The organism is Stenotrophomonas sp. FW305-3-2-15-E-LB1 (assembly GCF_058787375.1).
Map to the genome: position 1 here is coordinate 99,807 of NZ_JBYSZR010000008.1, position 23,896 is coordinate 123,702.

22 protein-coding genes and 1 other RNA gene are annotated in these 23,896 nt (G+C 67.9%); 6 read left to right on the plus strand and 17 right to left on the minus strand.

Annotation, left to right across the window (positions count from 1 at the left end):
• The first annotated feature begins 12 nt into the window (after positions 1–12).
• Complete coding sequence (locus AC3WL7_RS08360) at positions 13–462, plus strand: DciA family protein (protein WP_079220637.1); 450 nt, start codon at positions 13–15, stop codon at positions 460–462.
• Between the two features lie 282 nt (positions 463–744).
• Here AC3WL7_RS08360 and lpxC read toward each other — a convergent pair whose 3' ends face one another.
• From lpxC to mraZ, 15 genes are all read right to left on the minus strand, one after another.
• Positions 745–1,656, minus strand: coding sequence for a UDP-3-O-acyl-N-acetylglucosamine deacetylase (gene lpxC / locus AC3WL7_RS08365; protein ID WP_079220636.1), 912 nt, complete (start codon positions 1,654–1,656; stop codon positions 745–747).
• 184 nt (positions 1,657–1,840) lie between these two features.
• On the minus strand, positions 1,841–3,076 hold the full coding sequence (ftsZ, locus tag AC3WL7_RS08370) for a cell division protein FtsZ (protein ID WP_079220635.1): 1,236 nt from the start codon (positions 3,074–3,076) through the stop codon (positions 1,841–1,843).
• A gap of 161 nt (positions 3,077–3,237) precedes the next feature.
• The gene (ftsA, locus tag AC3WL7_RS08375; RefSeq protein WP_079220634.1) at positions 3,238–4,473 is read right to left on the minus strand and encodes a cell division protein FtsA; all 1,236 of its coding nucleotides are present in this window, start codon (positions 4,471–4,473) and stop codon (positions 3,238–3,240) included.
• Complete coding sequence (locus AC3WL7_RS08380; RefSeq protein WP_079220633.1) at positions 4,470–5,219, minus strand: cell division protein FtsQ/DivIB; 750 nt, start codon at positions 5,217–5,219, stop codon at positions 4,470–4,472. Before AC3WL7_RS08380 ends, ftsA begins: the two co-directional genes overlap by 4 nt.
• Positions 5,216–6,178 (minus strand): D-alanine--D-alanine ligase, encoded by a 963-nt coding sequence (locus AC3WL7_RS08385; protein WP_492749965.1) that lies wholly within the window; start codon positions 6,176–6,178, stop codon positions 5,216–5,218. Before AC3WL7_RS08385 ends, AC3WL7_RS08380 begins: the two co-directional genes overlap by 4 nt.
• Positions 6,175–7,611 carry a UDP-N-acetylmuramate--L-alanine ligase gene (gene murC, locus AC3WL7_RS08390; RefSeq protein ID WP_200733245.1) on the minus strand — a complete coding sequence of 479 codons (1,437 nt, stop codon included), beginning with the start codon at positions 7,609–7,611 and terminating at the stop codon, positions 6,175–6,177. Before murC ends, AC3WL7_RS08385 begins: the two co-directional genes overlap by 4 nt.
• A gap of 40 nt (positions 7,612–7,651) precedes the next feature.
• Entirely contained in the window at positions 7,652–8,749 is a 1,098-nt protein-coding gene (gene murG, locus AC3WL7_RS08395; RefSeq protein WP_492749966.1) for an undecaprenyldiphospho-muramoylpentapeptide beta-N-acetylglucosaminyltransferase, read from the minus strand.
• Positions 8,746–10,065: a putative lipid II flippase FtsW gene (gene ftsW / locus AC3WL7_RS08400; RefSeq protein WP_079220629.1), complete on the minus strand. Its 1,320-nt coding sequence runs from the start codon at positions 10,063–10,065 to the stop codon at positions 8,746–8,748. Before ftsW ends, murG begins: the two co-directional genes overlap by 4 nt.
• Before the next feature lie 2 nt (positions 10,066–10,067).
• Entirely contained in the window at positions 10,068–11,153 is a 1,086-nt protein-coding gene (gene mraY / locus AC3WL7_RS08405; protein WP_079220628.1) for a phospho-N-acetylmuramoyl-pentapeptide-transferase, read from the minus strand.
• Entirely contained in the window at positions 11,143–12,537 is a 1,395-nt protein-coding gene (locus AC3WL7_RS08410) for a UDP-N-acetylmuramoyl-tripeptide--D-alanyl-D-alanine ligase (protein WP_492749967.1), read from the minus strand. Before AC3WL7_RS08410 ends, mraY begins: the two co-directional genes overlap by 11 nt.
• On the minus strand, positions 12,534–14,042 hold the full coding sequence (locus tag AC3WL7_RS08415; protein WP_492749968.1) for a UDP-N-acetylmuramoyl-L-alanyl-D-glutamate--2,6-diaminopimelate ligase: 1,509 nt from the start codon (positions 14,040–14,042) through the stop codon (positions 12,534–12,536). Before AC3WL7_RS08415 ends, AC3WL7_RS08410 begins: the two co-directional genes overlap by 4 nt.
• Positions 14,039–15,886 (minus strand): peptidoglycan D,D-transpeptidase FtsI family protein, encoded by a 1,848-nt coding sequence (locus tag AC3WL7_RS08420; protein ID WP_200733241.1) that lies wholly within the window; start codon positions 15,884–15,886, stop codon positions 14,039–14,041. The genes AC3WL7_RS08415 and AC3WL7_RS08420 overlap by 4 nt, the downstream gene beginning before the upstream one ends.
• Positions 15,883–16,146: a cell division protein FtsL gene (ftsL, locus tag AC3WL7_RS08425; protein ID WP_079220624.1), complete on the minus strand. Its 264-nt coding sequence runs from the start codon at positions 16,144–16,146 to the stop codon at positions 15,883–15,885. The genes AC3WL7_RS08420 and ftsL overlap by 4 nt, the downstream gene beginning before the upstream one ends.
• Positions 16,143–17,111 (minus strand): 16S rRNA (cytosine(1402)-N(4))-methyltransferase RsmH, encoded by a 969-nt coding sequence (gene rsmH / locus AC3WL7_RS08430; RefSeq protein WP_079220623.1) that lies wholly within the window; start codon positions 17,109–17,111, stop codon positions 16,143–16,145. The genes ftsL and rsmH overlap by 4 nt, the downstream gene beginning before the upstream one ends.
• 14 nt (positions 17,112–17,125) lie before the next feature.
• Complete coding sequence (gene mraZ / locus AC3WL7_RS08435; protein ID WP_492749969.1) at positions 17,126–17,572, minus strand: division/cell wall cluster transcriptional repressor MraZ; 447 nt, start codon at positions 17,570–17,572, stop codon at positions 17,126–17,128.
• A 323-nt stretch (positions 17,573–17,895) separates the two neighbouring features.
• Here mraZ and AC3WL7_RS08440 point away from each other — a divergent pair, with 323 nt between their 5' ends.
• Positions 17,896–18,645 (plus strand): NRDE family protein, encoded by a 750-nt coding sequence (locus AC3WL7_RS08440; protein ID WP_492749970.1) that lies wholly within the window; start codon positions 17,896–17,898, stop codon positions 18,643–18,645.
• An 80-nt stretch (positions 18,646–18,725) separates the two neighbouring features.
• Here AC3WL7_RS08440 and rnpB read toward each other — a convergent pair.
• Positions 18,726–19,077: RNase P RNA component class A (gene rnpB, locus AC3WL7_RS08445), an RNA gene on the minus strand.
• A 226-nt stretch (positions 19,078–19,303) separates the two neighbouring features.
• Here rnpB and AC3WL7_RS08450 point away from each other — a divergent pair.
• Together AC3WL7_RS08450 and AC3WL7_RS08455 are read left to right on the plus strand one after the other, a co-directional pair.
• Positions 19,304–19,906, plus strand: a complete 603-nt coding sequence (locus AC3WL7_RS08450; RefSeq protein ID WP_492749971.1) for a type IV toxin-antitoxin system AbiEi family antitoxin domain-containing protein — start codon at positions 19,304–19,306, stop codon at positions 19,904–19,906.
• Complete coding sequence (locus AC3WL7_RS08455) at positions 19,903–20,757, plus strand: nucleotidyl transferase AbiEii/AbiGii toxin family protein (RefSeq protein ID WP_492749972.1); 855 nt, start codon at positions 19,903–19,905, stop codon at positions 20,755–20,757. The genes AC3WL7_RS08450 and AC3WL7_RS08455 overlap by 4 nt, the downstream gene beginning before the upstream one ends.
• A 92-nt stretch (positions 20,758–20,849) precedes the next feature.
• Here AC3WL7_RS08455 and rsmI read toward each other — a convergent pair whose 3' ends face one another.
• Positions 20,850–21,668: a 16S rRNA (cytidine(1402)-2'-O)-methyltransferase gene (rsmI, locus tag AC3WL7_RS08460; RefSeq protein ID WP_492749973.1), complete on the minus strand. Its 819-nt coding sequence runs from the start codon at positions 21,666–21,668 to the stop codon at positions 20,850–20,852.
• Between the two features lie 81 nt (positions 21,669–21,749).
• Here rsmI and AC3WL7_RS08465 point away from each other — a divergent pair, with 81 nt between their 5' ends.
• Together AC3WL7_RS08465 and AC3WL7_RS08470 are read left to right on the plus strand one after the other, a co-directional pair.
• Positions 21,750–23,471: a penicillin-binding protein activator gene (locus tag AC3WL7_RS08465; protein WP_492749974.1), complete on the plus strand. Its 1,722-nt coding sequence runs from the start codon at positions 21,750–21,752 to the stop codon at positions 23,469–23,471.
• Positions 23,461–23,829: a YraN family protein gene (locus AC3WL7_RS08470; RefSeq protein WP_174208667.1), complete on the plus strand. Its 369-nt coding sequence runs from the start codon at positions 23,461–23,463 to the stop codon at positions 23,827–23,829. Before AC3WL7_RS08465 ends, AC3WL7_RS08470 begins: the two co-directional genes overlap by 11 nt.
• The last annotated feature ends 67 nt before the right edge of the window (positions 23,830–23,896 follow it).

The window sequence follows — 23,896 nt, forward strand, 5'->3', positions numbered from 1 at the left end:
CAGTGAGTTTTCATGTCTGAGCCGAAATCCAGCGTTCGTCCCGCGACCAGGCCGAAACCGGCACTGGATGCAGTGATGGCGGACAAAAGCGGGAACCCTCTGCGTCGTGCCCTGTGGCTCGATGCGCTGGACCGTCAGTTGCGCCCCCAGTTACCGCCCGCGTTGCGCAACCGTTGCCGGCTGGCCAATGTGGACGGGGAACACCTCATTTTTCTCGTCGAATCACCGGTCTGGCATGCCAAGTTGCGGCTTGCCGAAGCCCAGTTGCTCGACGCGGCCCGGTCCATCGGGCTGAAGGCCACCAAGGTGACCATCAAGACTGCGTCTCCCACTCCCACGCGCTCCCCAGCGCACGACAACCGGAATGGCCCCCACGCAGTTTCAGCCGCCACGCACAAAGGGCTACGCGACGCCTTGGCGGCCCTGCAGGATGCCCCGGTCAAACCGAAGCAAGGGTCCTGAGGACAACGGAGCATCCTGCTCCGATCCCCGTCGCGCGTGTCACCGCAGCGTGAAACATTTTCGGGGGCCGGGTCGCATCCTAGCCGCCCCGGGTGGTCGAGTCGTTAGATTGTTGTTAAATAATCGTTATATTCAGGCTTCCAGATGGTCTGGTTCACAAAACCGTGATCCGGAGCCGACAGTCGCTTTACCCGCTGCGCCATTCAGCCAACAGCGCCCGGAAACGACAACGCCGCCCTGGAAGGCGGCGTTTTCCTGTTTTATTTCAACAACCTGGAACGATCAGGCGTAGGCCGGGACGGCGTACACCACCGGATCTTCGGCGGTCGGCGACTCATAGGTCACCCACTCCCAGGCGGTGGCGTCGGCCATCAGCGCCCGCACCAGCTTGTTGTTGAGCGCGTGGCCGGACTTGAAGCCCTCGTAGGCACCCAGCACCTGGCCACCGGCCAGGTACAGGTCGCCGATCGCATCGAGGATCTTGTGGCGCACGAATTCGTCGGCGTAGCGCAGGCCGTCTTCGTTGAGCACGCGGAACTCGTCGAGCACGATGGCGTTGTCCATCGAACCGCCCAGGCCGAGGTTGCGCTCGCGCATGTACTCCAGGTCGCGCATGAAGCCGAAGGTGCGCGCGCGGGAGATTTCCTTGGTGTAGGCCATGGTCGAGAACTCGATTTCCTGGCGCGACTGCTTGGCCGGGATCATCGGGTGGTCGAACTGGATGGTGAAGCCCAGCTTGTACCCCTCATACGGGGTGAAGCGGGCCACCTTGTCGCCCTCGGTCACTTCCACGGTCTTCAGCACGCGGATGAAACGCTTGGGCGCGTCCTGCTCCACGATGCCTGCCGACTGCAGCAGGAACACGAACGGGCCGGACGAACCGTCCATGATCGGCAGCTCGGCCGAGGACAGTTCGACGATGATGTTGTCCACACCCAGGCCGGCCAATGCCGACATCAGGTGTTCGACGGTCTGGATCTTGGCGTCGTTGCAGGTCAGGCCGGTGCACAGGGTCACTTCGGTGACCAGTTCGGCCTTGGCCGGCACTTCCACCACCGGGTCCAGGTCCACGCGCCGGAACACGATGCCATGGTTGACCGGTGCCGGGCGCAGGGTCATGTAGACCTTGTCACCGCTGTGCAGGCCAACGCCGGTGGCGCGGATCGTGTTCTTGAGGGTGCGTTGCTGGATCATGGGGGTAGACCGGAAGTGACACGCTAGATTAACACGCACGGTCCCATACCCCGGCTGAAACGCCTCTGCAGGCTGCCGGTGGGACACGCGTCAAGCAAGGCGGCCGGGCCCATCCTGGCCCGGCGCCCGCATTATCAGGACATGGTGGCGCAACCCGGGGGGGACAAGCCCCGGGCAGCTCCGCTTAGTCCGCCTGGCGGCGCAGGAAGGCCGGGATGTCCAGGTAATCGTTGGGCAGTTCAGCCGAAGCCGGGGCCGAGGAAGCCGGCGCCGACGGGGTCGAAGCCGCCACGCTGTCGCTGCTGGCACGACGCAGGCCCAGGCCCATGCCGCCGACGGCCTTGGACACGGCGTCGCCACCGTTGTCGAAGTCGCCGAATTCCGGCTGGCCGGTGGTCGCGTTGCGCACCAGCTTGATCGGTGCACGCTCGCCCGGGCGCTGGCTCTTGCTGGCCGAGACACGGTTCAGGCCGGTGGCCACCACGGTCACGCGCACTTCGTCCTGCATGTCCGGGTCGAGCACGGTACCCACCACCACGGTGGCGTCTTCGGAAGCGAAGCCATCGATGGTGCGGCCGATCTCGTCGAACTCGGCCATGGTGAAGTCGGCGCCGGCGGTGATGTTGACCAGGATGCCGTTGGCACCGGCCAGGTTGACGTCGTCCAGCAGCGGGTTCTGGATGGCGGCTTCGGCGGCGGCCTGGGCGCGGTCATCGCCACGGGCGGTGCCGGTACCCATCATCGCCAGGCCCATTTCGGACATGACGGTGCGCACGTCGGCGAAGTCGACGTTGATCAGGCCCGGACGCACGATCAGGTCGGCGATGCCCTGCACGGCGCCCTGCAGCACGTCGTTGGCGGCACGGAAGGCCTGGATCATGGTGGCGTTGCGGCCCAGCACGGTGATCAGCTTTTCGTTCGGGATGGTGATCAGCGAGTCGCAGTGCTGGCTCAGTTCCTCGATGCCCTTCAGCGCCACCTGCATGCGGCGACGGCCTTCGAACGGGAACGGCTTGGTGACCACGGCCACGGTCAGGATGCCCATTTCCTTGGCCAGCTGCGCCACCACCGGTGCAGCACCGGTGCCGGTGCCGCCGCCCATGCCGGCGGTGATGAACACCATGTCCGCACCCTGCAGCGCGTCCATGATGCGCTCACGGTCTTCCAGCGCGGCCTGGCGGCCGACTTCCGGGTTCGCGCCTGCGCCCAGGCCCTTGGTCACGTTGGTACCCAGCTGCAGCTGCAGCTTGGCACCGCAATTCTTGATGGCCTGCGAGTCGGTGTTGGCGGTGATGAATTCCACGCCATCCACTGCCGAGTTGACCATGTGCGCCACGGCATTGCCGCCGCCGCCGCCCACGCCAACCACCTTGATCACCGCATTGGGTGCCATCTTTTCGATCAGTTCAAAATGCGCCATGTCCGTGTCCTCGTTGTATCCGCTTGTCGGTGGCATGGGCGTTCAGGCCTCCTGCCTTTGCGCGTCATGTTGCCGGTGCGGCTGTGTGGGTTGTGTGTTGCGTTGTTGCGTCGTGTTGCCGGTAATGCAACCGGGCGGACCCGGGTGGTGCAGGTTCCGCGTCAGAATTCGCCGCGGAACCAGGTCTTGAGTTTCTTGAACATGCTGCCCGCGCGTCCGGTCGGCAGCGACGGCCGGCGCGGATGCTCGTTCTGGCTGCCCATCAGCAGCAGGCCCACGCCGGTGGCATGCACCGGGTTGCCCACCACTTCGCCCAGGCCGGTGACGTGCTGCGGAATGCCCACGCGCACCGGCATCTGCAGCATTTCTTCGGCCAGTTCGACCACGCCTTCCATCTTCGAGGCGCCACCGGTCAGCACCAGGCCGGCGCGCACCAGTTCCTCGAAGCCGGAGCGGCGCAGTTCGGCCTGCACCATCTCGAAGATTTCCTCGTAGCGGCCCTGCACTGCCTGCGCCAGCGAATGGCGCGGCATGCGGCGCGGCGGGCGGTCGCCCACCGACGGCACCTGGATGCTTTCCTCGGCGGTGGCCAGCTGGGCCAGGGCGCACGCGTAGCGCACCTTGATCTGCTCGGCTTCCGGGGTCGGCGTGCGCAGCATGTGCGCGATGTCGTTGGTCACGTGGTCGCCAGCGATCGGCAGCGAGGCGGTGTGGCAGATCGCGCCCTGCACGAACACGGCGATGTCGGTAGTGCCGGCGCCCATGTCCACCAGCACCACGCCCAGTTCCTTTTCGTCGGCGGTCAGCACCGCCACGCTGGAGGCCAGCGAGGACAGCACCAGGTCGTCCACCTGCAGGCCGCAGCGCTGCACGCACTTGCTGATGTTGGCTGCAGCGGACTGCGCGCAGACCACCAGGTGGGCGTGCACTTCCAGGCGCACGCCGGTCATGCCGACCGGGTTGCGGATGCCTTCCTGCGAATCGTCCAGCACGTATTCGCGCGGGATCGCATGCAGGATCTTCTGGTCAGCCGGGATCGCCACCGCCTTGGCCGCATCGAGCACGCGATCCAGGTCGCCCCAGGTCACTTCGCCGTCGCGGATCGGCACGATGCCGGGCGAGTTCTTGCACTGCACGTGGTTGCCGGAAATGGAGGCATACACCGAGCGGATCTCGCAGCCGGCCATCAGCTCGGCTTCTTCCACCGCGCGCTGGATCGACTGCACGGTCGATTCGATGTCCACCACCACGCCGCGCTTGAGGCCGCGCGATTCGTGCGAGCCGATGCCGATCACTTCGATCGGGTTGCCCGGCGAATACTCGCCCACCAGCGCCACCACCTTGGAGGTGCCGATATCCAGGCCGACGATCAGCGATTTGTCACCCTTGCGATTCATGTCCTTTCCTGCGTTCTTCTGGCCGGGGTCGCGGGTGCGCCGGCCGGCGTGGCCGGCGTTCCCCAGCTCAGGGTGAAACCATTGGTGTATCGGAGGTCGGCGCGCTCGATCGGCGCAGCCTGGTTGGCCAGCTGCGGCAGCACGCGCACGAAGCGCTGCAGGCGCGAGCGGGCATCGTCACGGCCGACCACCACTTCGGTGCCATTGCTCAGCAGCAGCGACCAGCTGCCGCGCGCGTCCATGGTCAGGCGGCGCACGTCCACACCGGCCGGTGCGAACAGCGCGCGTGCATCGTTGTACAGCTTCACCACTTCTTCGGTCTGGCTGTCCGGGCCATCCAGCTCGGGCAGCTGCAGGTCGGCCAGCTTCTTCGGCGTGGGGAACAGCTTGCCCTGCTCGGACAGCAGGCGGCCTTCGCCCCAGCGCGCGAACGGCTTGTGCTCGATCAGGGTCACTTCCAGCACGTCCGGCCACTGCTTGCGCACGCGCGCGCTTTCCACCCACGGCAGTTTTTCCAGGGCGTCCTGCGCGTCCTGCAGCTTGACCGCGAAGAAGCCGGCATGCGCGTACGGCAGCAGCACCTGCTGCAGTTGTTCCGGCGGTACCCGCTTGAACTCACCGTGCACGCGCAGCTTCGCCAGCGGCCAGCGCTCGGCGCCGACCCAGCCATTGACCACGGCCACCACCGGCAGTGCAACCACCGACAGGGCCAACAGCCAGACGAAGATGCGCAGCAGCGCGTTCATGCGTGCGTTGCCTCCAGGGTCTGTTCCAGCACGCGCCACACCAGTTCCTCGAACCCGATGCCGGCCTGCGCGGCAGCCTTGGGCACCAGCGAGTGGCTGGTCATGCCCGGCGCGGTGTTCACTTCCAGCAGGAAGAAGCGGCCGCTGGCGCGGTCGCGCATCACGTCCACGCGACCCCAGCCACGGCAGCCGGCAGCGCGGAACGCGGCCAGGGCGATGCGGCGGATCTCGTCTTCGTCGGCGCCGTCCAGGCCCGGGCACAGGTACTGCGTGTCCTCGGCGACGTACTTGGCGTTGTAGTCGTACCACTGGCCCTTGGGCACGATGCGGATCGACGGCAGCGCGACATCGCCCAGGATGGCCACGGTCAGCTCGTCGCCCACCACCATCTGTTCCATCAGCAGCTGGCCGTCGTAGCGCGCGGCCAGGGCCACCGCTTCGTCCAGGCCGGCTTCGTCGGTCACCCGGCTGATGCCCACGCTGGAACCTTCGTTGGCCGGCTTGACCACCACCGGCAGGCCGAGTTCGGCCGCATTGGCATGCACGTTCTCCGCGGTCACCTTGCGGTACTGCGGGGTCGGCAGCCCCAGCGACAGCCACACCTGCTTGGTGCGGATCTTGTCCATGCTCAGCGCCGAACCCAGCACGTCGGAACCGGTGTACGGCACGCCGAAGGCGTCCATCAGGCCCTGCACGATGCCGTCCTCACCCCCACCATTGTGGCCGTGCAGGATGTTGAACACGCGGTCGATGCCGCCGGCGGCCAGCGCCGTGGCCAGCGCCGGGATGCCATCCACGGCAACCGCATCGACGCCGCGCGACTGCAGCGCTTCAAGCACGTTGCGGCCCGAATCCAGCGACACCTCGCGTTCGCTGGAACTGCCGCCCAGCAGCACCGCGACGCGGCCGAACACGGCCGGGTCGGTGGCGCGCAGCGGCGGGAAGGTCAGTGCGCTCACGCCTGGCCCTCCGCCTTGAAGCCTTCCACGGCGATGTGGCTGGCGACGGCGCCGATGTCGCCCGCGCCCATCATCAGCAGCAGGTCACCGTCCTGCAGCACGTCCGGCAGCACGCTGGCCAGCTCGGCCGCCTTGCCCACCACCACCGGTTCGCTGCGGCCACGCGCACGGATGGCGCGGGCCAGGGCGTGCGAATCGGCACCGGCAATCGGCTCTTCGCCGGCCGGGTAGACCTCGCTCAGCACCAGCGCATCGACGCTGGACAGCACGGCGGCAAACTTGTCGAACTGGTCACGGGTACGGCTGTAGCGGTGCGGCTGGAACGCCACCACCAGGCGCTTGTCGGTCCAGCCACCGCGGGCGGCGGCGAACACCGCTTCCAGCTCGCTGGGGTGGTGGCCGTAGTCGTCGATGATGCGCACCTTGGCGCCGCTGGCGGTGGTCACTTCGCCCAGGTCGTTGAAGCGACGGCCGACGCCGGCGAAGCTTTCCAGTGCACGCGCGATCGCGTCCGGGGCCACGCCCAGCTGCCAGCCGACCGCAGCGGCGGCCAGCGCGTTCAGCACGTTGTGCTTGCCCGGCAGGGCCAGCACCACTTCCTGGCTGGTGCCCTGCGGCAGGCGCAGGGTGAAACGCATGCGCGAGCCTTCCTGCACCACGTTTTCGGCGCGCACGTCGGCCTGCGGGCTCATGCCGTAGCTCATCACGTGGCGCGGGGTCTTGGCCGCCAGTGCAGCCACTTCCGGGTCATCGATGCACAGCACGGCCAGGCCGTAGAACGGCAGGCGCTGCAGGAACTCGGCGAACGCCGCCTGCACGCGGGCGAAATCGTTGCCGTAGTTTTCCAGGTGGTCGGCATCGATGTTCGTGATGATCGACATCAGCGGGTTCAGGCGCAGGAAGCTGCCGTCGCTTTCGTCGGCCTCGGCCACCAGCCACTGGCCACCACCGAGCTTGGCGTTGGCACCGGCGGCCAGCAGCTGGCCACCGATCACGAACGTCGGGTCCAGGCCACCTTCGCTCAGCACCGCAGCGGTCAGGCTGGTGGTGGTGGTCTTGCCGTGCGTGCCGGCCACGGCGATGCCGCGGCGGAAGCGCATCAGCTCGGCCAGCATGGCCGCACGCGGCATGATCGGAATGCGCTGGCTGCGCGCTTCCATCAGTTCCGGGTTGTCTTCGCGGATGGCGCTGGACACCACCACGCAGTCGGTGCCCAGCACGTTGGCCGCCGAGTGGCCGCGCATGATGCGCGCCCCCAGGCCGGCCAGGCGGCGGGTGGCCGCGTTGTCGGCGTTGTCGGAACCGGACACTTCATAGCCCAGCGTCAGCATCACTTCGGCGATGCCGCTCATGCCGGTACCGCCGATGCCGACGAAATGCACGCGCGGGAACGCGCGCACCAGGTCGTTGGTGTCGTGCAGGCGGCGGATCATGCGCGGCCTCGCGCGTGGCAGGCGCAGTGGCGGGCCTTCTTCATACAGCTTCCTCAAGAATGATATCGGCGATGCGCTCGGCGGCATCGACCTTGGCCAGCGCACGCGCGGCTTGTGCCATCTGCATGCGGCGGGCGGGATTTTCGGACAGTTCGCGCAGCAGTGCGGCAATGCCGTCGGCCAGCGTTCCATCCTGCTTCAGCAACACGGCCGCGTCGCGTTCGACCAGGTACTCCGCATTGCGGGTCTGGTGATCGTCGACGGCGGCGGGGAACGGCACCAGCACGCTGCCCACGCCCACCGCGCACAGCTCGGCCAGGGTGGACGCGCCCGCGCGGCACACCACCAGGTCGGCCCATGCGAAGGCCTCGGCCATGTCGGCGATGAACGGGGTGATTTCAGCCTGCACGCCGGCCTTGGCATACGCCTCGACCGCTTCGGCATGCAGCTTCTCACCGCTCTGGTGGCGCACCTGCACCGGCACGGAACTGCCCAGTGCAGCAATGGCCTGCGGCACGCCGGTGTTGAGTGCACGCGCGCCCTGGCTGCCGCCCACCACCAGCAGCCGCAGCGGGCCCTGGCGATCGGCGAAGCGCTGTTCCGGCGGCGCGATCGCGGCGATTTCCGCGCGCACCGGGTTGCCCACGAACTCCTCGCCCTTGGCGAAGGTGCCCGGGAAACCGGTCAGCAGGCGGCGCGCGTAGCGGGCCAGGATGCGGTTGGTCATGCCCGGCGCACGGTTCTGTTCGTGTACCAGCAGCGGCAGGCCATGCAGGCGCGTGGCCATGCCACCGGGGCCGGAGGCGAAGCCACCGAAGGCGACCACGGCACGCGGCTGGCGCTTGCGGATGATCATGCCGGCCGCGCGCAGGGCGCGCATCAGCCGCCACGGCGCGCCCAGCAGGGCCAGCTTGCCCTTGCCGCGCAGGCCGGTGATGGCCAGCGTGTCGATCGGAATGTCGTGCTGCGGTACCAGGCGCGTTTCCATCGCACCGTCGGCCCCCATCCAGGTGACCGGCACGCCGCGCTGGCGCAGCACGCGGGCCACGGCCAGGCCGGGGAAGATGTGGCCACCGGTACCGCCGGCCAGGATCATCACCGGGCGGGCCTGGGTGGCCTGGGTGGAGGCGGTGCTCATGACAGCCTCCCGAAGGTCGGTTCGATGCGCGACTGCAGGCGGCTGGTGCCACGTGCGGCCGCCGGTGCAGCGGCAGCCACCGGCTCGGCGCCCATCGGCGCACTGGCGGCGGCCGGCGCGGCCGGTTCCGGCACGGGCGCGGCCACGGCGTCTTCGCCACCACCGATGCGCACGGCCTGGCGGCGCTCGGCGCGCTTCAGTTCATAGGACACGCGCAGCAGCAGGCCCATCGCCACGCAGGTCATCAGCACCGACGAGCCACCCGACGAAATGAGCGGCAGGGTCAGGCCCTTGGTCGGCAGGATGCCCAGGTTCACCCCGATCGAGACGAAGGTCTGCATGCTGATCCATAGGCCGATGCCGAAGGCGATGTAGCCGGAGAAGTGGCGCTTCATTTCCACGCAGCGCATGCCCAGCCAGAAGGTGCGGCCGACCAGCAGCGCGTACAGCGCCACGATCACGCAGGTGCCCAGGAAGCCGAATTCCTCGGCGGTGACCGAGAAGATGAAGTCGGTGTGTGCTTCGGGCAGGTAGTACAGCTTCTGCACCGAGTTGCCCAGGCCCACGCCGGTCCACTCGCCACGGCCCACGGCCATCAGCGCGTTGGACAGCTGGTAGCCGTCGCCCTGCTGGTCGGCCCACGGGTCCAGGAAGGAAGTGATGCGGCGCATGCGGTACGGCTCGATGATCGCCAGCGCGCTCATGCCGACCAGGCCGATGATCACCGGCATCGACATGCGCGGCATGTTGACGCCACCCAGCACCAGCATGCCGGCGGTGATCGCCAGCAGCAGGGTGGACGAACCGAAGTCCGGCTGCAGCAGCAGCAGCACCACCAGCGCACCGGCCACGCCCAGCGGCTTGAGCATCGCCGGCCAGGTCGCATTGACCTCGTCGCGGAAACGCACCAGGTAGCTGGACAGCCAGACGATGTAGAGGACCTTCACCGCTTCGACCGTCTGGAACTTGGAGATGCCCAGGTTGATCCAGCGGCGCGCGCCGTTGACGGTGCTGCCCAGGCCCGGCGTGAACACCGCCAGCAGCAGCACGAAGCAGCCCAGCAGCAGCAGCTGGTTGTACTGCTCGATCGACTTCAGCTCGGTGCGGGCGGCCACGACCGCCAGCACGATGCCCACCGCCAGGAAGATCAGATGGCGGTTGAGGTAGTAGAAGGGGCTGCTCATCAGCGCGATCGAGCTGGACGCCACCATGACCACGCCAATGCCCGTGAGCGCGATGATCGCGCCCAGCAGCCACTTGTCGTAGCTGCCTTCGATGGCTTCGAGGCGTGTTGCCTGGCGGGACAGGTCGTTCATTCTCAGCGCACCTTCAGGGTGGCAAGGCCGATCAGCACGAGCACGACCGAGATGATCCAGAAGCGCACGATCACGCGCGGCTCCGGCCAGCCCTTCAGCTCGAAGTGGTGGTGGATCGGCGCCATGCGGAACACGCGCTTGCCGGTCAGCTTGAACGAGGCCACCTGGATCATCACCGACAGGGTTTCGATGACGAACACGCCACCCATGATCACCAGCACCAGCTCCTGTCGGGTGATGACGGCGATCGTGCCCAGCACCGCACCCAGCGCCAGCGCGCCGATGTCGCCCATGAAGACCATGGCCGGGTAAGTGTTGAACCACAGGAAGCCCAGGCCAGCACCGGCAATGGCCGCGCAGATGATGACCAGTTCACCGGCACCGGGGATCTGCGGGATCTGCAGGTAGTTGGCGAACACCACGTTGCCCGAGGCATAGGCGAACACGCCCAGGCCGCAGGCCACCAGCACGGTCGGCATGATCGCCAGGCCGTCCAGGCCGTCGGTCAGGTTGACCGCGTTGGAGAAGCCGACGATCCAGAAGTAGGCGATGGCCACGAAGCTGATGCCGGCCAGCGGCAGCGCGATCGACTTGAACATCGGGATGTAGAACGTCAGCGCCGCCGGCACGTCGGCGGTCTGCAGCAGGAAGATGCCCGCAGCCAGGCCGAAGATCGACTGCAGCAGGTACTTCCAGCGCGAGGCCAGGCCGTTCGGGTCACGGCGCACGATCTTGATCCAGTCGTCGTACCAGCCGATGGCGCCGAAGCACAGCATCACCGCCAGCACCAGCCACACGTAGCGGTTGCGCAGGTCGGCCCACATCAGCACCGACAGGGTGACGGTGAGCAGGATCAGCGAACCGCCCATGGTGGGCGTGCCGGCCTTGACGAAGTGGGTCTGCGGGCCGTCGGTACGGATCGGCTGGCCGCCCTTGAACTGGGCAAGCCGGCGGATCACCGCCGGGCCGAGCCACAGCGACAGGAACAGGGCCGTCAGCGCGGCAAGGATGGCGCGGAACGTCTGGTAGTTGAACAGCCCGAACAGGCTCTCCAACTGCTGCAACCATCGAGCCAGTTCATACAACATGCGGGGAATCCTCTCCTTGCGCCAGCAGCGCTTTGACAATCGTGTCCATGGCGCTGCCACGGGAACCCTTGACCAGGCAGCGCACGCCAGCGTGCAGCTCGTCCTTCAGCGCCTGCGACAGCGCGTCATGGGTGGCGAAATGACGGCCACCTTCGCCGAAGGCGGTGGCGGCGGCGGCACTGAGCGGGCCCAGTGCGTACAGGCGCTTGAGACCGGCGGCACGCGCACGCAGGCCGGCCTGCGCGTGCAGGGCTTCGGCGTCCGGGCCCAGCTCGCGCATGTCGCCCAGCACCAGCCAGCCCTCTTCCGGGGCGGCGGCCAGGGCATCGATGGCGGCGGCCAGCGAACCGGGGTTGGCGTTGTAGCTGTCGTCCACCAGCACCGCACCGTTGTGCAGCTGGTGGGCGATCTGGCGGCCCGGCACCGGCTGCGCGGCGGCCAGGCCCGACGCCACCAGGGCCAGGTCGATGCCGGCGGCCAGGGCCAGGCTGGCTGCGGCCAGCGCATTGCTGACGTTGTGCCGGCCCGGCAGGCCGAGCGCCACGCGGGCCTCGCCCATCGGCGAAACCAGGGTGAACTGGCTGCCCTGCGCACCGCCGCGGATGTCGCGCGCGGTGACGTCGGCACTGTGGTCCAGGCCGTAGCGCAGCACCTTGCAGCGCGCCGGGGTGCCGACGAAATGCTGTTCGAACCAGCGGCCGTAGGCATCATCGACATTGATGACGGCCACGCCATCGGCCGGCAGCGCGGCGTAGATCGCGCCCTTGGTCATCGCCACGCCAAGCAGGCTGCCCATGCGTTCCAGATGGGCCGGGGCGATGTTGTTGACCAGCGCATAGCGCGGGCGGGCGATGTCGGTCAGGTAGGCGATGTCGCCCGGCTTGCCGGCACCCATCTCGTAGACGGCGTAGTCGGCATCTTCCGGTGCATCGATCACCGCCAGCGGCAGGCCGATCTCGTTGTTGCGGTTGCCCGGGTTGGCGTAGACCACTTTGTGCGCGTGCGCGGCCACCTGCTGCAGGATCGCCAGCAGCAGGCTCTTCACGCTGGTCTTGCCGTTGCTGCCGGTGATCGCGAACACCTCGGTGTCGCGGTCGCGCTGCATGCCGGCGGCAATCTTCGCCAGGGCCAGTTCGCTGTCGGCCACCAGCACCTGCGGCACGTCCAGCGGCAGCAGGCGCTCGACCAGCAGCGCGCTGGCGCCACGCGCCTGCGCATCGGCGGCGAAATCATGGCCGTCGAAACGCTCGCCGCGTAGGGCCACGTACAGGGTGCCCGCGCCCAGGCTGCGGGTGTCATTGCTGACCGCATCGATGGCCACGTCGTCGCCGTGGATCTCGCCGCCGGCCCAGTGCGCGATCAGCGAAAGCAGGGTGCGCTTCATGCGATGCCCTCCCCGGCCTGCGCGGCCAACACGCCAGCCTTGGCAGCCAACGCAGCGGCAGCCACTTCGGTGTCGTCAAAGTCATGGCGAACGCCATTGACCTCCTGGTACGGCTCGTGGCCCTTGCCGGCGATCAGGATGATGTCTCCCGCACCGGCACGCTTCACCGCCAGGCCGATCGCACGCGCGCGGCTGCGCTGCACGGTCACGGCCGAGGCATCGGTGAAACCGGCCAGGATGTCGGCGACGATTACATCGCCATCCTCACCACGCGGGTTGTCGTCAGTGACGATGACCTGGTTGGCCAGGCGCTCGGCAATGGCGGCCATCTGCGGGCGCTTGCCGGTATCGCGCTCGCCACCGCAGCCGAACACGCAGTACAGCGTGCCCTGCAGGTGGCCGTGCAGGCTGTCCAGTGCCTGTTCCAGCGCGTCGGGGGTGTGGGCGTAGTCGACCACCACGGTGGGCAGGCCGTCTTCGCCGCCCAGGCGGTTCATGCGGCCACGGATCGGCTGCAGTGCCGACAGCACGTCGGCGATGCGCTCGACCGGTTCGCCCAGTGCATGCAGGCTGCCGGCCACGGCCAGCAGGTTATCCACGTTGAAGCGGCCCAGCAGCGGCGACTGCACGGCAGCGCGCGCGCCATCGATGACCAGCTCGAAGCCGATGCCGCGACCGTCCAGCTGCAGGTTTTCCGCACGCACGCACGCGTCGTCCGTACCACGCGAGCTCAGGCCGATGGCCTGCACGCTGGCCGGCAGGCCGGCAAACAGCTGGCGACCGAAGGCATCGTCCAGGTTCACCACCGCCGCCTTCAGGCCCGGGCGATGGAACAGGCGCGCCTTGGCCGCGCCGTAGCTGGCCATGTCACCGTGGTAGTCCAGGTGGTCGCGGGTGAGGTTGGTGAACACCGCCACGTCGTAGTGCACGGCATCCACGCGGCCCTGGTCCAGCGCGTGCGAGCTGACTTCCATCGCCACCGCGCGCGCACCGTCGTTGCGCAGCTGCGCCAGCAGCGCATGCATCTGCAGCACCAGCGGGGTGGTGAAGCCGGTCGGCTCGATCGAACCATAAAGTCCGGCACCCAACGTGCCGATACTGCCACTGGGCGTGCCGAGAAGGTGCCAGGCCTGGGCCAGCAGCTGCACGGTGGAGGTTTTGCCGTTGGTGCCGGTCACGCCCACCATCGTCATCGCGCGCGACGGCGCACCATGGAACTGGTCGGCCATGGCGCCGAGGCGTGCGCGCAGGCCCGGCACGGCGATGGCATCGGCCGGTGCCGGCAGCTCGGCCGGAGCCGGCGGCTCGAACAGGATGGCGCTGGCACCGGCCGCACGCGCCTGTTCGACAAAGCCCAGGCCATGCGCGCCGAAACCGGCGATGGCGACGAAGGCGTTGCCGGGGCGCACGGCACGGCTGTCCAGCACCAGGCCGGTCAGGACGGGATCATTGCCCGCCAGGGCAACGTCCGGAAGCAACTGCGAAAGCAACATCGAAGGACTCATTGCGTGCCTCCCGCGGGCGGGGCCGGCACATGGTTCTGCGCGCTGGGCAGCGCGGCGTCGAATTCGGCGGCGGCATCGGCCGGCAGCGCAGCCTCGGCCGGCGGCGCCGGCAGGATGGAGGCCGAATGCCCCATCTTTCCCGACTGCTGGGCGGCCAGCCACGACTGCAGGTCGTCCAGCGGGACGTCCATCAGGCGCAGGGTGCCTTCCATCACGTTGTGGTACACCGGCGCCGAGACAAGGCCGCCATAGAACTTGCCGCCCTGCGGGTCGTTGATGACGATGACCGTGGCGAAGCGCGGGTTGGTGGCCGGCACCACGCCGGCGAACAGCGAGTTGTAGTGGCCGCGCTCGTAACCCCCCGGGCCGGCCTTGCGCGCGGTGCCGGTCTTGCCGGCCACGTGGTAGCCGAGCACGGCCGCCTGCTTGGCGCCGCCCTGGGTCACCACCGTTTCCATCATGGCCACGACTTCCTTGGCCACGTTCTCGTCGATGATCTGCTTGCCTTCGTTGCGCTGGCCCTTCACGAAGGTCGGGGCGATCAGCTTGCCGCCGTTGGCCAGCGCCGAGTAGGCGGTGGCGATCTGCAGCGGCGTCACGTTCAGGCCGTAGCCGTAGGACATGGTGGTCTTGGTGGCGCCATCCCAGTTGCCCGGGCGGCGCACCACGCCACCGGATTCACCGGGGAAACCGCTGTGCGGCACCGAGCCGTAACCGAAGCGGCGCACGCCGTCATAGAAGGTCTGGTCGGTCATCTTCGCAGCGATCTTGGCTGCGCCGATGTTCGAGCTGCGGGTGATCACGCCGGTCACGTTGAGCACGCCGTTGTTGCGCGGCACATCGCGGATGGTGAAGCGGGCCACCTGCATGTAGCCCGGGTTCGTGTCGATGATGGTGTCCTTGGTCACCGCACCGGACTGCAACGCGGTGGCGATGGTCAGCGGCTTCATCGTCGAACCCGGCTCGACCAGGTCGGTCACGGCGCGGTTGCGGCGCGTATCGGGCACGGCACCGTTGAGCGAATTCGGGTTGTAGGTCGGCAGGTTGACCATGGCCAGGATTTCGCCCGTGGCCACGTCCATGATCACCATCGAACCACCGGCAGCCTTGTTGGCCACCAGCGCACTGCGCAGTTCCTTGAACGCCAGGTACTGGATGCGGCGGTCGATGCTGAGGGTCAGGTCCTTGCCCGGCTCGGCGGCGCGCAGCAGGTCGCTCTCCACCGTCTCGCCCTTGCGGTTGCGGATCACCCGCTTGGCGCCGGCCTTGCCGCGCAGCCATTCGTCGAAGGCCAGTTCCAGCCCTTCCTGGCCGCGGTCATCGATGTTGGTGAAGCCCAGCACGTGCGCCATCGCCTCACCCTGCGGGTAGAAGCGGCGGAACTCGCGCTGCGCGGCCACGCCCGGGATCTTCAGCGCGACCACTTTCTCTGCCTCGTCCGGATTGATCCGGCGGCGCAGGTACATGAATTCCTTGTCCGACTTCTGCGACAGGCGGCTGCTCAGCTCGTCCACCGACATGCCCACGGCCTGGGCCAGTTCGGGGATGCGGTCCGGCGCGCGCAGCAGGTCCTGCGGGTTCACCCAGATCGAAGCGACCGGAGTGGACACCGCCAGCGGCTCGCCGTTGCGGTCGGTGATCATGCCGCGCGAGGTCTTGATCGGCAGTTCGCGCAGGTAGCGCGCCTCGCCCTGGCGCTGGTAGAAATCGCTGTTGATGATCTGCACGTACGCCGCGCGACCGACCAGCGACACCGAGCACAGGCCGAGCGCCAGCGCGACCCAGCGCAGGCGCTGGCGCAGGTTGAAGGCGTTGCGCGGGCGGTTGCGGCCGGTCTTGCTCATGGGCGCACCACCACCACGTCGGCGGCTTCGGGGAACTTCATGCCCAGCTTCTCGCGGGCCACGCGGTCGACACGGTTGGCTTCGGCCAGGGTGGCCTGTTCCAGCTGCAGGCGGCCGAATTCCAGGTTGATGTCATCACGCGTGCGCTCGGCACGCGACAGCTCGATGAACGTCTGCCGATGACGGTGACGCACGAACACGACGCCGATCGCCGAGGCCACGGTGCAGGCCAACAGGATGATCAGCAGCAGCCGGCTCATGCATCGGCCTCCCGCTTCTGTGCCACGCGCAGCACGGCGCTGCGGGCACGCGGGTTGGCGGCCAGCTCTTCATCGGTGGCCTTGATGGCACCGCCGATCAGATCCAGGGTCGGCACGAACGCCACGGCCTCGGGCAGGCGGCGGTTGGCCGGCGGCGCCTTGGCCAAGCGGTTCATGTACTGCTTGACGATGCGGTCTTCCAGCGAGTGGAAGCTGATCACCGCCAGGCGGCCACCGGGCTTGAGCCGTTCCACGGCCGCATCGAGCCCGGCTTCCAGATCGGCCAGCTCGCGGTTGATGTGGATGCGGATGGCCTGGAAGCTGCGCGTGGCCGGGTGGATCTTGTCTTTTCCACGCGGCATCACCGAGGCGATCAGCTCGGCCAGTTCGGCGGTGCGGGTGAACGGCTGCTTCTCGCGGCGGGCGACGATGGCACGGGCGATGCGGCGGCTCTGCCGCTCTTCGCCGTAGGTCCACAGCACATCGGCAATCTCGCGGTCTTCGACGCGGTTGATCCACTGCGCCGCGCTTTCGCCGCTGTCCGGGTCCATGCGCATATCCAGCGGGCCGTCCTTGCCGAAGCTGAAACCCCGCTCGGCCACGTCCAGCTGCGGCGAGGACACGCCGAGGTCGAACAGCACGCCATCCAGGCCTTCGGCCGTCGCATCCCACTGCAGCAGCTGGGCGAAGCTGCCACGGAAAATGGACACGCGCGGGTCCGGCGCAAAATCGCGCTCGGCTACGGCAATGGCTTCCGGATCCTTGTCCATGACCAGCAGGCGCCCCTCCGGGCCCAACTGGGTGAGCACGCCACGTGCATGACCGCCACGACCGAACGTGCCATCCAGATAACGTCCGTTTTCGATCACCCTCAGGCCGTCAATGACCTGGGTGTACAGGACCGGCAGGTGCACCGCCGGCGACTGCGACACCGGAAGGTGACCGGTCTGCGCTTCTGGGCGCATCCGGGCACCCCGGCTCACAACTTCAGGTCGAGCAACCCATCACCCAGATCCTCGTCAGACAATGTCTGCTGGATCAGGGCCCGATGCGCCTGCTCGCTCCACAATTCGAACTTGCCGCCCATACCGAGCAATACCGCCTTTTTTTCAATGCCCACCGCACCGCGGTGGCTGGCGGGAATGCTGATACGACCGTTGCCGTCCAGCTCGAGATGGGCGGCCGAACCGACCAGCTTCTGCTGCAACAGGCGCACGACACGCTGGGTGTTGGGCTTGGACATCACGTCGTCGCGGACCCGTTCCCATTCCGATTCGGCATACAGCCACAGGCAGCCGGCTTCGAACGGGTTGTAGGTAAGAACGAGACGGTTGTTGCTGGCACGCGCGACGAGGTCGCGGTAGGCGGTGGGAACCGCCATGCGTCCTTTATCGTCAACTGTGATGGCCGTCTCGCCCTGGAACACGACGCGTGCACCTTTCCTTCGCCCGGTGAAACATTGAACCACGAAAACCCACAAAACACCCGGATTTCCCTCTGATGCCCACCTTAGCAGCGGCCCTAGGGTTGTCAACAACTTTTCAGCGGGGAAATCGCCAGCCACATCAATGGCTTGCAGCAATGTTTAGAGAATTGTTCAAGGCTTATCCACAAGTTGCTGATCCGTCTCAATTTTTGAGATTGAACAGAAGTTCAGGGGTGTGGAGAGCGCGTGAAACATGGGCTGCGCATTCATCAAAAACGGGTTAAAAGCGGCGCCGCTCTGCGCAAACCGGGCACAATGACGCCATGTGCCTGCTTGCTCTTGGCTGGTTGCATCACCCGCGCTGGCGACTGGTGATGACCGGCAACCGCGATGAGTTCCACGCCCGCCCGACGGCGGCCCTGGCCCCCTGGCAGGACGAGCCGTCCATCATCGGCGGGCGCGACCTGCGTTCGGGCGGTGGCTGGGCCGGCGTCGGCGGTGCCGGACGCATGGCCGTGGTCACCAACGTGCGTGACCCGCTGGCCGCCCAGGCAGGCCCGTCGCGCGGCGCGCTGGTGGCCGATTTCCTGCGCGGCCGCGAACCGGCCGCCGTGCACATGGACCGCCTGGCCGGCATCGCCGCGGCGTATGCCCCGTTCAACCTGTTGTTGGCCGATAGCGACAGCCTTGAGTACCTGGGCAACCATCCGGCCGAGCGCCAGACCCTGGGCCCGGGCGTGCACGGCATGTCCAACGGCGCACTGGACGCACCCTGGCCGAAGACCCGCAGGTTGATGGATGCCCTCTCGGCGTGGCTGGAAGCAGATGGAGACCTGGCCCCGCTCTGGGCCGCCCTCGCCGACGAGCACCGCCCCGCCGACAGCGAGCTGCCCGACACCGGCATCGGCCTGGAGCGCGAGCGCTGGCTGAGCCCGGCCTTCATCCGCGGCGACGACTACGGCACGCGCGCCAGCACGGTGCTGCTGATCGATGCCGTGGGCCGTGGGCAGATGCACGAACGCCGCTTCGGCGCGCAGGGTGTGTTCCTGGGCGAAAGCCGCGTCGACTTCTGAATTGATCGCGCTTGCCCGGTAGATCCACGCCATGCGTGGATGGAATTGCCGATTCGGGCAATTGCCGATTCGAGAAATGGAGGCGGAGCCGGCCGATAAGCCGGGTTCTGTCGTGGACAGTCATTCCTCTAGGCGTTACGTCACCGCAACGCTCAAGCAACCTACCCGGATCCAACGCGGGCCGCGCCAATGGATCCCTATTTGGTCTTGCTCCAGGTGGGGTTTGCCGTGCCGGTCTGTTGCCAGACTCGCGGTGCGCTCTTACCGCACCATTTCACCCTTACCGGCCTTCCGAAGAAGACGTAGGCGGTATCTTTCTGTTGCACTTTCCGTCGGCTTGCGCCGCCCAGGCGTTACCTGGCACCTTGCCCTATGGAGCCCGGACTTTCCTCGGCACCCCCGAAGGGATGACGCGACTGTCTGGCCGGCTCCGCCAACGCGCATTCTAGCGCACGCACGCCTTTTCTGCCGGGCTGATCGCGGCGCCTGCATGGGGTGGTAGAGCCACGCCATGCGTGGCTGCAGGAATTTCCACATCCACGCATGGCGTGGATCTACTGATCCGGCGCTACAGACATAACCTGCACAACGGCAGGATCCTCGTTCCGAAACGTCGGTATTTATGTCATTTTGACAGACGCTATGGAACACTCCGGCCATGGTTGATCCGTATGCCACTGCAAGGGAGCTGATCCAGCGCACGGGCACGGCGCGCTCACGCGACATGGTGCGTGCCGGTGTGGCGCGCGCGGAGCTGTCCCGGCTTGTCGCGTCCGGCGATCTGCTGAGGCTGTCGCGTGGCATTTACACCCTGCCGGACCTTGCGCCTGCGGAAGGACGGGAAGGACTGCTGGTCATCGCAGAACGTCTGGCCACGCCCCGACTGTGCCTGCTGAGTGCCCTGAGCCTGCATGGCCTGACCACCCAGGCCCCGTTCGAAGTCTGGATCGCCATCGGCAACAAGGATCGCGCGCCGCGGATCGACTGGCCGCCCCTGCGTGTTGTCCGCATGTCGGAAAAGACACTGGGGGCGGGACTGGAACCCCTGCAGATCGGCCACGTCACGCTCCGCGTGACCGGCGTCGCCAAGACCGTCGTCGACTGCTTCAAATACCGGAATCTCGTGGGTCTGGACGTTGCCATCGAGGCCCTGCGGGAGGCACTGGGAGCGGGCCTGACCACGATGGACGAGCTGTGGATGTATGCACGCCTCTGCCGCGTTGCCAGACTGATGCGACCTTATCTTGAAGCGCTGGCATGACTCCCACGCCTCTGGCAGACCGCGTCCGTTCCATCCGGCAACGGTTGCGTGATGGTGCACGTGCACGCAATGAAGACTTCCAGTACGTATTGGACCGGTTTGCGGTGGAACGCATGCTCTATCGGTTGTCGCAGTCGCCGTACCAGCAGCAGTTCCTGCTGAAGGGTGCGATGCTCTTCGCCATCTGGTTCGATGTACCCCATCGCCCCACCCGTGACGCCGACTTCCTGGGATACGGCCCAACCGACCCTGCGCATCTGGCCCGCATCGTGCATGACCTGTGCGCGATTGAGCTGGACGACGGCCTGTACTTCGACGCCGCCTCCACTGTCGTCGATCCGATACGCGAAGGATCCACCTATCAGGGCCTCCGCATGCGCCTGCAGGCGCGCCTGGGCAACGCGCTGTGTCACGTGCAATGGGACGTCGGCTTTGGCGATGCCGTTCTTCAAGCACCACCGGAATGTGAGTACCCGGTACTGCTCGATGAGTTCCCGCCGCCGCGCCTGCGGGTGTACCCGCGGGAGGCCGTCTTCGCCGAGAAGCTCGAAGCCATTGCGGCCCTGGGCATCGCCAACAGCAGGATGAAGGACTACTTCGACCTGTTGGCGCTCGCTCGTGAGGGTCAGATGGCGAGGCCCGCACTGGTCGCGGCGATAAGCGCGACGTTCGAACGGCGAGGTACCCGCTGGACGCAGCCAGTGCCCTTCGGCTTGTCGGAGGAATTTGCCGACGATCCCCACAAGCAGGCGCAGTGGACTGCATTCCTGCGCAGGAATCGCCTGCACGCGGAGTCCCTGGACGCCGTAGTGAGGGACATCAGCGCCTTCGTCCGCGCCCTGAACGGGTAACGCGGGCCAAGGCCTTGGGGGTCGGAGCCCCTGCGGGGATCCAGAATCCTTGATTCCCGCCGCGCTACGCGCTCGCCGGGCACGGCCCGGCGCTACCGGCCGTACAGCGCCTTGCGCGGGGCACCGGTCAGTTCGGCGGCCAGCTTGGCGGCGGTCGACGGCGGCAGGTGCTCGCTCAGCTTGGCGTAGACGTGGCGGCCGTGCGCCAGCTGCGCCTCGGCATCGTCGCCGGCGCCCTGCACCATCACCACGAATTCGCCCTTGCGCTGGTTCTCGTCGGCTTCGACCCTGGCCAGCAGGCCGGCCAGATCGCCGTCCAGCACGGTCTCGAACAGCTTGGTCAGCTCGCGTGCCAGCACCGCCGGGCGCTCGGCGCCGAAGATCGCCGACATGTCCGCCAGCGATTCAACGATGCGGTGCGACGATTCGTAGAACACCATCGTGCGCACCTCGCCGGCCAGCGCCTGCAGGCGGTCGCGGCGGCCACTGGCCTTGGCGGGCAGGAAGCCCTCGAAGCTGAAGCGATCGCTGGGCAGGCCGGCCACGCTGAGCGCGGCGATGGCCGCACAGGCGCCGGGAATGGGGCTGACCTTGATGCCAGCGGCACGCGCGGCGCGCACCAGGCGGAACCCCGGGTCGCTGACCAGCGGCGTGCCGGCATCGCTGACCAGGGCCAGCGACTCGCCGGCCTGCAGGCGCGCCACCAGGCGCTGCGACAGCATCTCTTCGTTGTGCTCGTGCAGGGCAACCAGTGGCTGCTGGATGCCGAAATGGGACAGCAGCTGGCCGCTGCGGCGGGTGTCTTCGGCACAGATGGCCGCCACCGAACGCAGCACCTCCTGCGCGCGCGGGCTCAGATCGGCCAGGTTGCCGATCGGCGTGGCGACGACATACAGGGTTGGCACACTCATTTCAGCGGTACTCACGGGGCAAGGGTAGAATCCTAGCGTGTACCTGGCCAAGGCCGCTGCCCTCATCGCATGGACCCGATCATGAACAAGCCCGCCGCACGCATCTCCGCCCTGTCGTTGTCGCTGATGCTTCTGGCCGGTTGTGCCACTACCAGCCTTACCAGCGCCCCCGAATCGCCGGCCCAGAGCCAGGCGCTGGCGCTGATCGAACAAGGCAAGCCGCGCGACGCTGCCCTGCAGCTGGAAGCGCAGGCCGCCACCCTGCGCGGCGGTGCCCGCAGCAACACCCTGGCCGATGCGGCCTGGGCCTGGCACCTGGCCGGTGACAGCGCCCGCGCGCGCAGCCTGCTGGGCCAGCTGACCGCGCGCCAGCTGTCCGGCGCCAGCCTGCAGCGCTTCCAGCTGGCCAGCGCCGAGCTGGCCCTGGCAGACCAGCAGCCTGCACAGGTGCTGGTCCTGCTGAAGGACCCGGGCGACAACGTGCACCCCAGCCTGCGCACGCGCTGGCACCTGGCCCGCGCCGCCGCGCTGCAGGCCAGTGGTGACGGCTTCGCCGCTGCCGGTGAGCGCGCCCGCGCCCACGCCGGCCTGGCGGGCACCGCCCGCAGCGAGAACCAGACCGCCATCGCCGGCCTGCTCGGTACGCTGGACGACGCCAACCTGCGCAGCCGTGCCGCCGCGCTGCCGGCCAACGACCCGCTGTACAACTTCGCTGGCCGCGCGCTGATCGCCCGTGGCCTGCCGCTGCCGCGCCCGTTCGACCGCGAGGGCGCGGCCCAGTTCGATACCAGCAAGCGCCCGCCGGCCATGAGCGACGGCTACCGCCCGCCGGCGAAGATGGCCGTGCTGCTGCCGCTGAGCGGCCGCCTGGCCACCGCCGCACAGCCGGTGCGCGATGGCCTGCTGACCGCGTATTACGGTGAAAGCCGCCGCCGCCCGGACATCAACTTCTTCGATACCGCCGGTACGCCTGCCGGCGCGCTGGCGGCCTATGACAAGGCCGTGGCCTCCGGCGCCGACTTCGTGGTCGGCCCGCTGGGCCGCGACGAGGTGGATGCGGTGTATGGCCGCCAGCCGCTGCAGGTGCCGGTGCTGGCACTGAACCGTGGCAAGGATGCGCCGCCGGCCGGCAGCGCAGGCTTCTCGCTGGCACCGGAAGACGATGGCATCGTGGCCGCCGAGTACCTGCGTGGCCGCGAGCGCAACCGCGCCCTGGTCATCAGCAGCAACGACGACACCGGCCGCCGCGCCGCTGCCGCCTTCGCCCAGCGTTTCGCCCAGCGCGGTGGCCAGGTGGCCGCCACGGTGGCCGTGGCTGAAGCCGTGGGCGATGTCAGCGCGCAGGTGCGCAATGCCGGCCAGATCGATGCGGTGTTCCTGGCGGTGCGTGCGCCGCAGGCACGGCTGCTGGCGCCGCAGCTGGCCCTGGCCGGTGCCGGTGGCGCCACCCGCGTCGGCACCAGCCAGCTGACCACCGGCAGCGGCAAGGCCGAGGAAGACGTGGCGCTGGACGGCATCATCTACCCCAACGAAGCCTGGAACGTGCGCAGCGTGTCCGGCGTGCCGTCGGCCGCACAGGTGGGCCAGACCCTGCCCAGCGCGCGCGGTGCCGCCGGCCGCCTGTTCGCCTTTGGTGCCGATGCGTGGAAGATCAGCGCCTACCTGGAAAAGCTGTCGAACGAAGGTGGCCTGGATGGCGCCACCGGTACGCTGTACCTGGACAGCAACGGCAACATCCTGCGCCAGCCGACGTGGTCCACCTTCAGCGGTGGCCGCCCGATGCCGATCGTCGGTGGTCGCTGAGCACCTGCAACGGGGCTCGGCGGTGGAAGCCGCCGCCGAGCAGCACCTGCAACAGGCCGGGTTGCAGCCGCGCGCACGCAACGTGCGCTACCGCGGTGGCGAACTGGACCTGGTGATGGACGACGCGGGCACCGTGGTGTTCGTGGAGGTGCGTTACCGCGCACGTTCGGATTTCGGTGGCGGCGCCGCCTCGGTGGATGCGCGCAAATGCCGGCGCCTGGCACATGCCGCGCTGCTGTACCTGCAGGATCACCCTGCTCTGGCCGACGCGCCCTGCCGTTTCGATGTGGTGGACGCCAGTGGCGACCCGCCGCAGCTGCGTTGGTTGCGGGATGCGTTCCGGCTGGATGATTGCTGATGGCTGCCCATTGCCGGCCAGCGGCCGGCACTACCCCGAGCGATTGCCGGCCAGCGGCCGGCACTAC

Coding starts and splice junctions, on each gene's coding strand:
- AC3WL7_RS08360 (WP_079220637.1), top strand. CDS start 13: ATGTCTGAGCCGAAATCCAGCGTTCGTCCCGCGACCAGGCCGAAACCG.
- lpxC (WP_079220636.1), bottom strand. CDS start 1,656: ATGATCCAGCAACGCACCCTCAAGAACACGATCCGCGCCACCGGCGTT.
- ftsZ (WP_079220635.1), bottom strand. CDS start 3,076: ATGGCGCATTTTGAACTGATCGAAAAGATGGCACCCAATGCGGTGATC.
- ftsA (WP_079220634.1), bottom strand. CDS start 4,473: ATGAATCGCAAGGGTGACAAATCGCTGATCGTCGGCCTGGATATCGGC.
- AC3WL7_RS08380 (WP_079220633.1), bottom strand. CDS start 5,219: ATGAACGCGCTGCTGCGCATCTTCGTCTGGCTGTTGGCCCTGTCGGTG.
- murC (WP_200733245.1), bottom strand. CDS start 7,611: ATGATCCGCCGCCTGCACGACACCAACGACCTGGTGCGCGCGTTCCCG.
- murG (WP_492749966.1), bottom strand. CDS start 8,749: ATGAGCACCGCCTCCACCCAGGCCACCCAGGCCCGCCCGGTGATGATC.
- ftsW (WP_079220629.1), bottom strand. CDS start 10,065: ATGAACGACCTGTCCCGCCAGGCAACACGCCTCGAAGCCATCGAAGGC.
- mraY (WP_079220628.1), bottom strand. CDS start 11,153: ATGTTGTATGAACTGGCTCGATGGTTGCAGCAGTTGGAGAGCCTGTTC.
- AC3WL7_RS08410 (WP_492749967.1), bottom strand. CDS start 12,537: ATGAAGCGCACCCTGCTTTCGCTGATCGCGCACTGGGCCGGCGGCGAG.
- AC3WL7_RS08415 (WP_492749968.1), bottom strand. CDS start 14,042: ATGAGTCCTTCGATGTTGCTTTCGCAGTTGCTTCCGGACGTTGCCCTG.
- AC3WL7_RS08420 (WP_200733241.1), bottom strand. CDS start 15,886: ATGAGCAAGACCGGCCGCAACCGCCCGCGCAACGCCTTCAACCTGCGC.
- ftsL (WP_079220624.1), bottom strand. CDS start 16,146: ATGAGCCGGCTGCTGCTGATCATCCTGTTGGCCTGCACCGTGGCCTCG.
- rsmH (WP_079220623.1), bottom strand. CDS start 17,111: ATGCGCCCAGAAGCGCAGACCGGTCACCTTCCGGTGTCGCAGTCGCCG.
- AC3WL7_RS08440 (WP_492749970.1), top strand. CDS start 17,896: ATGTGCCTGCTTGCTCTTGGCTGGTTGCATCACCCGCGCTGGCGACTG.
- AC3WL7_RS08450 (WP_492749971.1), top strand. CDS start 19,304: ATGGTTGATCCGTATGCCACTGCAAGGGAGCTGATCCAGCGCACGGGC.
- AC3WL7_RS08455 (WP_492749972.1), top strand. CDS start 19,903: ATGACTCCCACGCCTCTGGCAGACCGCGTCCGTTCCATCCGGCAACGG.
- rsmI (WP_492749973.1), bottom strand. CDS start 21,668: ATGAGTGTGCCAACCCTGTATGTCGTCGCCACGCCGATCGGCAACCTG.
- AC3WL7_RS08465 (WP_492749974.1), top strand. CDS start 21,750: ATGAACAAGCCCGCCGCACGCATCTCCGCCCTGTCGTTGTCGCTGATG.